Genomic DNA, 6,347 nt, shown 5'->3' on the forward strand with positions numbered 1-6,347 from the left:
TCGTCGTCCACGTTGATGGTGCCCAACACCTTGGCGATCTCGGCAATCATCAAACGCTGGCCATAGCGCGGCTTCAGCCCTTTGGCTTCGAGAAAACGGGAATAGGCGCCCTGGATTTGGGACTTGATTTCGGTACTGAGCACAGAGGGTCTACGCGGTAAACGGGCTGGATAAATGTTCAGCGGTCAAACTGGGCGGCTATGATAGCGCGCGTTTCGCCAACCGCCGACCGGAGATTGTGAATGACTGTTTATGCCCTGCTCTACGCCCTGCATGTTTTAGCTGCCGTTGTTTGGGTGGGCGGTATGTTTTTCGCCTGGATGGTGCTTCGCCCCGCTGCCGTTAGCGTGCTGGAAGCCCCGGCCCGTCTGCGTTTGTGGGGCGACGTGTTTCCGCGTTTCTTTCTCTGGGTATGGCTGATTGTGCTGGTGCTGCCGGTAAGCGGCGTAGGCATGCTACAGCTGCATTTTGGCGGTTTTGAGACAGCGCCTAAGTATGTGCAAGTGATGATGGGCCTGTACCTGGCCATGCTGGCGCTGTTTATTCGGATTCAAGCGTTGCAGTTGCCCGAATTGAAGCGCGCGATTGCCGCTGAAAATTGGCCAGCCGGGGGTGCAGTGCTGGGCAAGATTCGCCGGTTGGTGGGGTTTAATTTGTTGCTCGGGGTGGCGGTGGTCGCCATTGCTGCGACCCGCGCGAGCTTTTGAATCGTTTGGTGCGCACCGCACGCCCTACGTAGGGTGTGCTGTGCGCACCAAGTCACAACGACGGCGTTATTGAATGCGCACTAGGTTAAAGCTACCGGCATTGCCATTACTGCCCGGCTGCCCTGGCTGTCCTGCACGCCCCGGCTTGGCGCCGTCAGCGCGGTAGACCAGGCAACCTTTCGATGCCCCGCCCTGCCCGCCTTTGCCCGCTTCACCTGCGGCGCCACCCAGGCCACCATCGACCTTTACGGTGAGCAGGTTCTCGGCAAAATGGGCGGGCACTTCTATGCGCACCTGGCCACCGGGAGCGCCGGTCTGACCATCGCCGCCATTCTGCCCATCGTAGCCATTGCCAGCCTGGCCCCAGGTGCAGCCAGCCGCTTGCCCATCAGCGCCAGCCAGACCTTGGTAGCCGGGCCGGCCGATGCCGCCGCGCACGTCCACGGTCAAGGCGCCAACCTGCGCCTGTTCAAAACGCAGGGTCAGATTGCGCCCTGGAGTAGCCGGCTTTTCAAAGCTGCCGCTGGCACCCCGGCCGTTGATATGCACACCAACGCCCAGCTCGGCATGCCGCGCTTCCAGGCGAAACGGTTCAGGGCTGGGGGCCACGGCGATATGGGCGTCTTTGCCCATATGCAGTTCGCCCACATGAATTTCAGTGACGGTCGGCGGAATAAACAGGGTGGCCGATTCACCGATGTCCAGGCGGTCGAGCATCAGGGTGCTGGTGGCGGTGGGCAGGCGCAGCATCGAGTTAGGCGCGACGCTTACGTCCACTTGGGCCTGGGCGAAGGCGCTAACCAACAAAAGCGGCAGGGCGAAACCGGCGAGAAGGCGCTTATGCATGCTCGCTCTCCCCGGTTGGTGCTTGGGGACTAGGTTCAGATGTTGGCTCGACGGCGGGCACGGCTTCAGGCAAGCCATATAGATGAAAGATGCCAAACAGCAATACCTGCACTCGCTGCAGGTTGAGGTTAGCCAGGCCACGCAGGCGACAGCCAAACATCGCCAATTCGATGATATGGGCCAGCAGCACCAAACCGCCGAGCACATTAAGCAGCAGATCCACCGGCTTGTTCAGCGGCGTGACCAGATTGACCAGCACCAGCAGCCAGAACACCGCCACGGCGGTTTTCCCCACCTGCAAAAACACCTTCATCCCGCCATCCCCTTATTATTTTTTGACCGAGCAGCACCTTAACCGCATGGGGTGAACGAGACCAGCGTGCCAGACAAAAAAACGGAGGCCGTGCTGACCTCCGTTTACTTGCCCTAGCGATTTGCCCCTAGCGACTCACATGCAACTCCACTCTGCGGTTTTGCGCGCGGCCAGCGTCGGTAGCATTGTCGGCCACGGCCTGGCTTTCGCCGTAGCCTTTAATCGACAGTTTTTCTGCCGCTATGCCTTGGCTGGTGAGGAAGTCTGCCACGCTGCGGGCGCGACGCTCGGAGAGTTTCTGGTTATAGGCATCCGAGCCTTTGCTATCGGTATGCCCCGCTACCTCAACGCTAACCAGGTTGGCGCTGGTGAGGCGCTTGCTGATCTCCACCAGCGATGTTTTCGCGCTGGCGCTCAGCTCGGCGGAATCGAAGGCAAATAACACATCGCCAGCGTCATTCAGCACGATGGTTTCGCTTTTCGCTGGAGGGGGTGGCGGCTCTGGCAAGGGGGCGGTGGCTACTGCCGGGTATTGCGGCAGCGGGCAACCACTGTTGTTGACCGTAGAGTTGGCCGGGGTGTCGGGGCAAACATCACGACGGTCGTGTACGCCGTCATCGTCCTCGTCACCATCGAGCGCATAGCAGATCAAACCGAACACGGTGCAAATCGGCCAATTTCCCTGGTTAAGCGCAGCGTCGCCATTACTTGAAGTCGACGCGCAACCAGATAGAACACTGCTGACCAAGAGAAGAAGGGGTACCGTTACCCGAAAGGATAGGGTTGGCATTTTGTAGGTCTCCTGAGTCGCCGGCGAGTGCCGGCACCACAAGTAAAGACCAAGACATTGCGATGGTGTTGGCATTATTTTTGTGGCGCACATCACGCACAGGCACCAAACAACTGCCACCCAAAGACCGGCCTACCGAGCCCTGCAATACGCAGGACTCGGTAGTGACGGGGTTAGCGGTGAATCTTGATTTCCACACGACGGTTCAGCGCTCGGCCATCAGCGGTTTTGTTGTCCGCCACTGGCACGCTTTCACCGGCACCGACCACGTCTACGACGTTATTCGGCGATACACCATTGGCCACCAGATAATCCGCCACAGACTGCGCACGGCGTTGCGAGAGTTTCTGGTTGTAGGCGTCGGAACCGACACTGTCGGTATGCCCGCTGACCGTCAGCTTGGCTGTCGGCGCTTCGTTTTTCAGGCGGGTAACCACGGTATCAAGCTTGGTTTTATCGGTAGCGGTGAGCTTGGCCGAGTCAAACTCGAACAGCACATCGCGCACCACGATCACTTCGTCTTCCACTACTACAACTTGCTCGACTACTTCCTCAACCACAGCAGGAGGTGGGCAGCCGTTGGCATCCACTTGGGTATTTGGTGGAGTGCCCGGGCACTTGTCGCGGCTATCCGGCACGCCATCACCGTCTTCGTCGCCGTCGCCATGGCTCCAGCAATAACCGGCGGCCAACGCGGCGCCACCTAAAGCGCCCCAGCCAGCCCAGGATGAACTTTCAATAGCGCCCAACGCGGCGCCACCCACACCACCAACCGCTGCACAGGTTGGCCAATCGGTTTTCTGTAAACCGGCGCAACCGGTCAATAAGGTACTCAAAAGGATCAGCGGTACTGCAGTCCGTTTAATACTCATATGCACAGTCTCCTCAAGGGATCGGTATAAACCGACACCTTGGGATTAAAGACGGCGGTTTTAGAATCCGCCAGCACTAGGCCAGATCGCTGCGTCAGGCTAGGCTTGTGGCTCATGTTCGAGGATTTTCGATGACTGACAGCTTTTCTGCGCGCACCCCGCAACAAGCGGTGGCAGCGCTTCTGGACCGATACGCGCCGGCGCGTTTGCTGGTAGTGGGCGCGACCGATTTTCCTGCGGTACTGGCCTTTCAACAGGCGCACCCTGACAGCATGTGCGCCTTCGCCCCGGCCGGCCCACTGCCCGCCGAACTGGCTGCGCAGCGCTTTGACCTGGCGCTGATCGCCGATTGCCTGGAACACCTGCCCAAACGTACCGGCCTGGAACTGCTGGGTGGCATCCGCAATCTGAATGCCAGTCGCCTGGCCGTATTGGTTGACCTGCCCGCCTGCGGCCTGCACGACACCGACTTGTATGCGCTGGCACTGCAAGCCAGCGAACGGTTCCAACGCGACGAGCAGGTGCTGACCTTATTTACCTACGATCTGCGTGAATACAAACAAGTGCCGGACTGGCTGAACGCCAAGTTTTGGGCCAACCCGGAAAACTTCGGCAAATACTGGTGGTAGACGGTATGACCCCAACACTGAACCCCGACCCAGCCTGCCCCTGCGGCAGCGGCAACGTCCTCAGCGCCTGCTGCGGCCATTACCACAACGGCACCCCGGCGCCGAGCGCAGAAACCTTGATGCGCTCGCGTTACAGCGCCTATGTGTTGGGGCGCATTGACTACCTCAAGGCCACCACCCTGCCCGTCCAGCAAGCAGCGCTGGACACAACCTCGATGCAGGTCTGGAGTGCACAAAGCACCTGGCTGGGCTTGGAGGTAGAAAACGCGGAAGTGCATGGCGGAAAGCCGGAACACGCGTTTGTCACCTTTACTGCGCGCTGGCATGACGACGGTGGCGAACACGCGCATCGGGAAAGGTCAGGGTTTGTGCAGAACGGCGGGCGTTGGTACTTCATCGACAGTACGGTGCCGCTGAAGGCGACGCGTAATGACCCGTGTCCGTGCGGATCGAGCTTGAAGTTTAAGAAGTGTTGCGCAGGGTTTGTCTAACCAGGATTACGCGGGGAATTGAACGCTTTGTAGAGTGTGCTGCGCGCACGTCAGCGATTTAGCCACTATCGCCGTAGTGCGCGCAGCACACCCTACGGTTATTCCTGCAACTTCAGATGCGAGGTATCCGGCGGCGGCCCTGCTGGCGCATTTTTGGCCTGGCCCATATCGCTGCCTGCAGGCGCCAGGCTGAATTGGCTTAAATCGACCTTGGGCGGCACCGGCTCAGGCTTCTCATCCTGCAAATCCACACCCACCGGCGCAATGCCAAAATCTGGCGCCTCAACGTCGCTGAAGGCCGCCATATATTCATCACGTGGCGCAACTTTCAGCGGTTTCGGCGTACCAGCAACAGCGGCAACCGGCGCAGCAACGGGCGCTGGCGGCTCGTAGGGTGGCGGCGGCGCCATCTCTACTTCTTCGATCTCGACGTCCATATTGCAGACTTCGACCAACGCTCCAGCACGCTCTAACGTGGCGCGGTATTTTTCTGCGCCGGCTTCGTCGAGGTTGTTTTTAATCACCAGGCGCCGCCCGGAAAACAACAAGGCTATGCGTTGGGCATCGGCTTGGAACAGCTTGGCCATATTGGCTTTCACCTGGTCCAACTGCGCCCCTGGCACCAGTTGTCCGGAGAATGCGATCTCGTAGCGGCTCATCGTCTCACTCCTGAGGTCAGGCCAGAGGTTTCATACAAAATGAAGTATGGCGTAGATTTTTTTATATAAACAACAAGTTGCCCGCAAGGTGCGGGTTGCGACACACTCGGGCGACAAGGGAGTTAGCTATGCGGCAGCACGCCATCCGCTCTACCCACATCGCGATCATCGTTTTACTCGGCCTGGCCTCATGCTTGGGCGGCTGCTCGTGGTTTGCCGGTGAGCTGCAAAACCCGACCGTGCAGTTGCAGAAAGTCGATGTGATCAAAGCCCGGTTGGTCGAACAGGAATTTATGCTGCACCTGCGCCTGGACAACCCCAATGATCGCGACCTGCCCATTCGTGGCCTGACCTTTAGCCTCTACCTCAACGACATCAAGCTGGCCGATGGCGAGTCGGATGTGTGGCTAACAGTGCCCGCCAACGGCCATAAACGCTTTAAAGTGCCGCTGCGCACCAACCTCTGGCGTAACCTCAAACCCATCGCCAAGATGCTGGAAAAACACGACAAGCCGATTCACTACCGCTTCTACGGCGTAGCCGAAACCGGCGTGTTGTTTGGCCAGAGCGTGCACCTGGAGCGAAATGGCGAGATAATTCCCGGCGATTTTATTCCGGAGTAAGCCTGCAATGAGCCAAGAACCCCACGTCCACGGTCCTGACTGCAACCACGACCATGATCACGACCACCACCATGATCACGGCCACGTGCACGGTCCGGACTGCAACCACGGGCATCAAGAGCCGGTGCGTAATGCGTTAAAAGATGTTGGCCGTAACGATCCCTGCCCGTGCGGTAGCGGCAAGAAGTTCAAGAAGTGCCACGCGGCGTGATGGTTTAGCCCCCGTGTTCGAAGGCCCGCCGAGTGCGGGCCTTTTGCTGGGTGCGATGCGCGCCTTGCGATCGCTTGGTGCGCGCAGCACACCCTACGAGGCGCTCACCTGCTGTGCGCACCAAAACGCGCAACTGAACCACCCCGCTTCCCGTCAGTCAGTTACCTACATGCCTTAACGGAGCCACCTGATGATCGATCTGTATT

General features: G+C 59.2%; 11 protein-coding genes. 5 read left to right on the forward strand and 6 right to left on the reverse strand.

Annotation, left to right across the window (positions count from 1 at the left end):
• On the reverse strand, positions 1–143 hold a 143-nt coding region (locus tag AAAB16_RS14960; protein ID WP_340664039.1), incomplete at its 3' end, for a hypothetical protein.
• 99 nt (positions 144–242) lie between these two features.
• Here AAAB16_RS14960 and AAAB16_RS14965 point away from each other — a divergent pair.
• Positions 243–707 (forward strand): CopD family protein, encoded by a 465-nt coding sequence (locus AAAB16_RS14965; RefSeq protein ID WP_340664030.1) that lies wholly within the window; start codon positions 243–245, stop codon positions 705–707.
• Between the two features lie 66 nt (positions 708–773).
• Here the strand turns inward: AAAB16_RS14965 and AAAB16_RS14970 are convergent, their stop codons facing one another.
• The 4 genes from AAAB16_RS14970 to AAAB16_RS14985 all read right to left on the reverse strand — a co-directional run bounded on the left by AAAB16_RS14970 (position 774) and on the right by AAAB16_RS14985 (position 3,528).
• A complete protein-coding gene (locus tag AAAB16_RS14970; protein WP_340664031.1) occupies positions 774–1,553 on the reverse strand; it encodes a collagen-like protein in 780 nt (259 codons plus the stop codon).
• Complete coding sequence (locus AAAB16_RS14975) at positions 1,546–1,866, reverse strand: DUF1145 domain-containing protein (RefSeq protein WP_340664032.1); 321 nt, start codon at positions 1,864–1,866, stop codon at positions 1,546–1,548. Before AAAB16_RS14975 ends, AAAB16_RS14970 begins: the two co-directional genes overlap by 8 nt.
• Positions 1,867–1,993: 127 nt before the next feature.
• Positions 1,994–2,656 carry an OmpA family protein gene (locus tag AAAB16_RS14980; protein WP_340664033.1) on the reverse strand — a complete coding sequence of 221 codons (663 nt, stop codon included), beginning with the start codon at positions 2,654–2,656 and terminating at the stop codon, positions 1,994–1,996.
• Between the two features lie 173 nt (positions 2,657–2,829).
• Positions 2,830–3,528 (reverse strand): OmpA family protein, encoded by a 699-nt coding sequence (locus tag AAAB16_RS14985; protein ID WP_340664034.1) that lies wholly within the window; start codon positions 3,526–3,528, stop codon positions 2,830–2,832.
• Positions 3,529–3,659: 131 nt separating this feature from the next.
• Here AAAB16_RS14985 and AAAB16_RS14990 point away from each other — a divergent pair, with 131 nt between their 5' ends.
• Both AAAB16_RS14990 and AAAB16_RS14995 read left to right on the forward strand, forming a co-directional pair.
• Positions 3,660–4,157 (forward strand): DUF6231 family protein, encoded by a 498-nt coding sequence (locus AAAB16_RS14990; RefSeq protein ID WP_340664035.1) that lies wholly within the window; start codon positions 3,660–3,662, stop codon positions 4,155–4,157.
• Positions 4,158–4,162: 5 nt separating this feature from the next.
• The gene (locus AAAB16_RS14995; protein WP_340664036.1) at positions 4,163–4,648 is read left to right on the forward strand and encodes a YchJ family protein; all 486 of its coding nucleotides are present in this window, start codon (positions 4,163–4,165) and stop codon (positions 4,646–4,648) included.
• A 98-nt stretch (positions 4,649–4,746) separates the two neighbouring features.
• On the opposite strand, the gene AAAB16_RS15000 is transcribed toward AAAB16_RS14995, so the two are convergent.
• Positions 4,747–5,307: a hypothetical protein gene (locus AAAB16_RS15000; protein WP_340664037.1), complete on the reverse strand. Its 561-nt coding sequence runs from the start codon at positions 5,305–5,307 to the stop codon at positions 4,747–4,749.
• A 128-nt stretch (positions 5,308–5,435) separates the two neighbouring features.
• On the opposite strand from AAAB16_RS15000, the gene AAAB16_RS15005 reads away from it, so the two are divergent.
• Together AAAB16_RS15005 and AAAB16_RS15010 are read left to right on the forward strand one after the other, a co-directional pair.
• Positions 5,436–5,930 carry an LEA type 2 family protein gene (locus tag AAAB16_RS15005; protein WP_340664038.1) on the forward strand — a complete coding sequence of 165 codons (495 nt, stop codon included), beginning with the start codon at positions 5,436–5,438 and terminating at the stop codon, positions 5,928–5,930.
• 7 nt (positions 5,931–5,937) lie between these two features.
• Positions 5,938–6,141 (forward strand): SEC-C metal-binding domain-containing protein, encoded by a 204-nt coding sequence (locus AAAB16_RS15010; protein ID WP_110614809.1) that lies wholly within the window; start codon positions 5,938–5,940, stop codon positions 6,139–6,141.
• The last annotated feature ends 206 nt before the right edge of the window (positions 6,142–6,347 follow it).

The sequence above is a fragment of the Pseudomonas sp. genome (assembly GCF_037994325.1).
GTDB lineage: Bacteria > Pseudomonadota > Gammaproteobacteria > Pseudomonadales > Pseudomonadaceae > Aquipseudomonas.

What these genes read in the sequence shown, in the direction of transcription:
- AAAB16_RS14985 (WP_340664034.1), bottom strand. Translation starts at nt 3,528, where the DNA reads ATGAGTATTAAACGGACTGCAGTACCGCTGATCCTTTTGAGTACCTTA.
- AAAB16_RS15000 (WP_340664037.1), bottom strand. Translation starts at nt 5,307, where the DNA reads ATGAGCCGCTACGAGATCGCATTCTCCGGACAACTGGTGCCAGGGGCG.
- AAAB16_RS14970 (WP_340664031.1), bottom strand. Translation starts at nt 1,553, where the DNA reads ATGCATAAGCGCCTTCTCGCCGGTTTCGCCCTGCCGCTTTTGTTGGTT.
- AAAB16_RS14965 (WP_340664030.1), top strand. Translation starts at nt 243, where the DNA reads ATGACTGTTTATGCCCTGCTCTACGCCCTGCATGTTTTAGCTGCCGTT.
- AAAB16_RS14990 (WP_340664035.1), top strand. Translation starts at nt 3,660, where the DNA reads ATGACTGACAGCTTTTCTGCGCGCACCCCGCAACAAGCGGTGGCAGCG.
- AAAB16_RS14975 (WP_340664032.1), bottom strand. Translation starts at nt 1,866, where the DNA reads ATGAAGGTGTTTTTGCAGGTGGGGAAAACCGCCGTGGCGGTGTTCTGG.
- AAAB16_RS14980 (WP_340664033.1), bottom strand. Translation starts at nt 2,656, where the DNA reads ATGCCAACCCTATCCTTTCGGGTAACGGTACCCCTTCTTCTCTTGGTC.
- AAAB16_RS14995 (WP_340664036.1), top strand. Translation starts at nt 4,163, where the DNA reads ATGACCCCAACACTGAACCCCGACCCAGCCTGCCCCTGCGGCAGCGGC.
- AAAB16_RS15005 (WP_340664038.1), top strand. Translation starts at nt 5,436, where the DNA reads ATGCGGCAGCACGCCATCCGCTCTACCCACATCGCGATCATCGTTTTA.
- AAAB16_RS15010 (WP_110614809.1), top strand. Translation starts at nt 5,938, where the DNA reads ATGAGCCAAGAACCCCACGTCCACGGTCCTGACTGCAACCACGACCAT.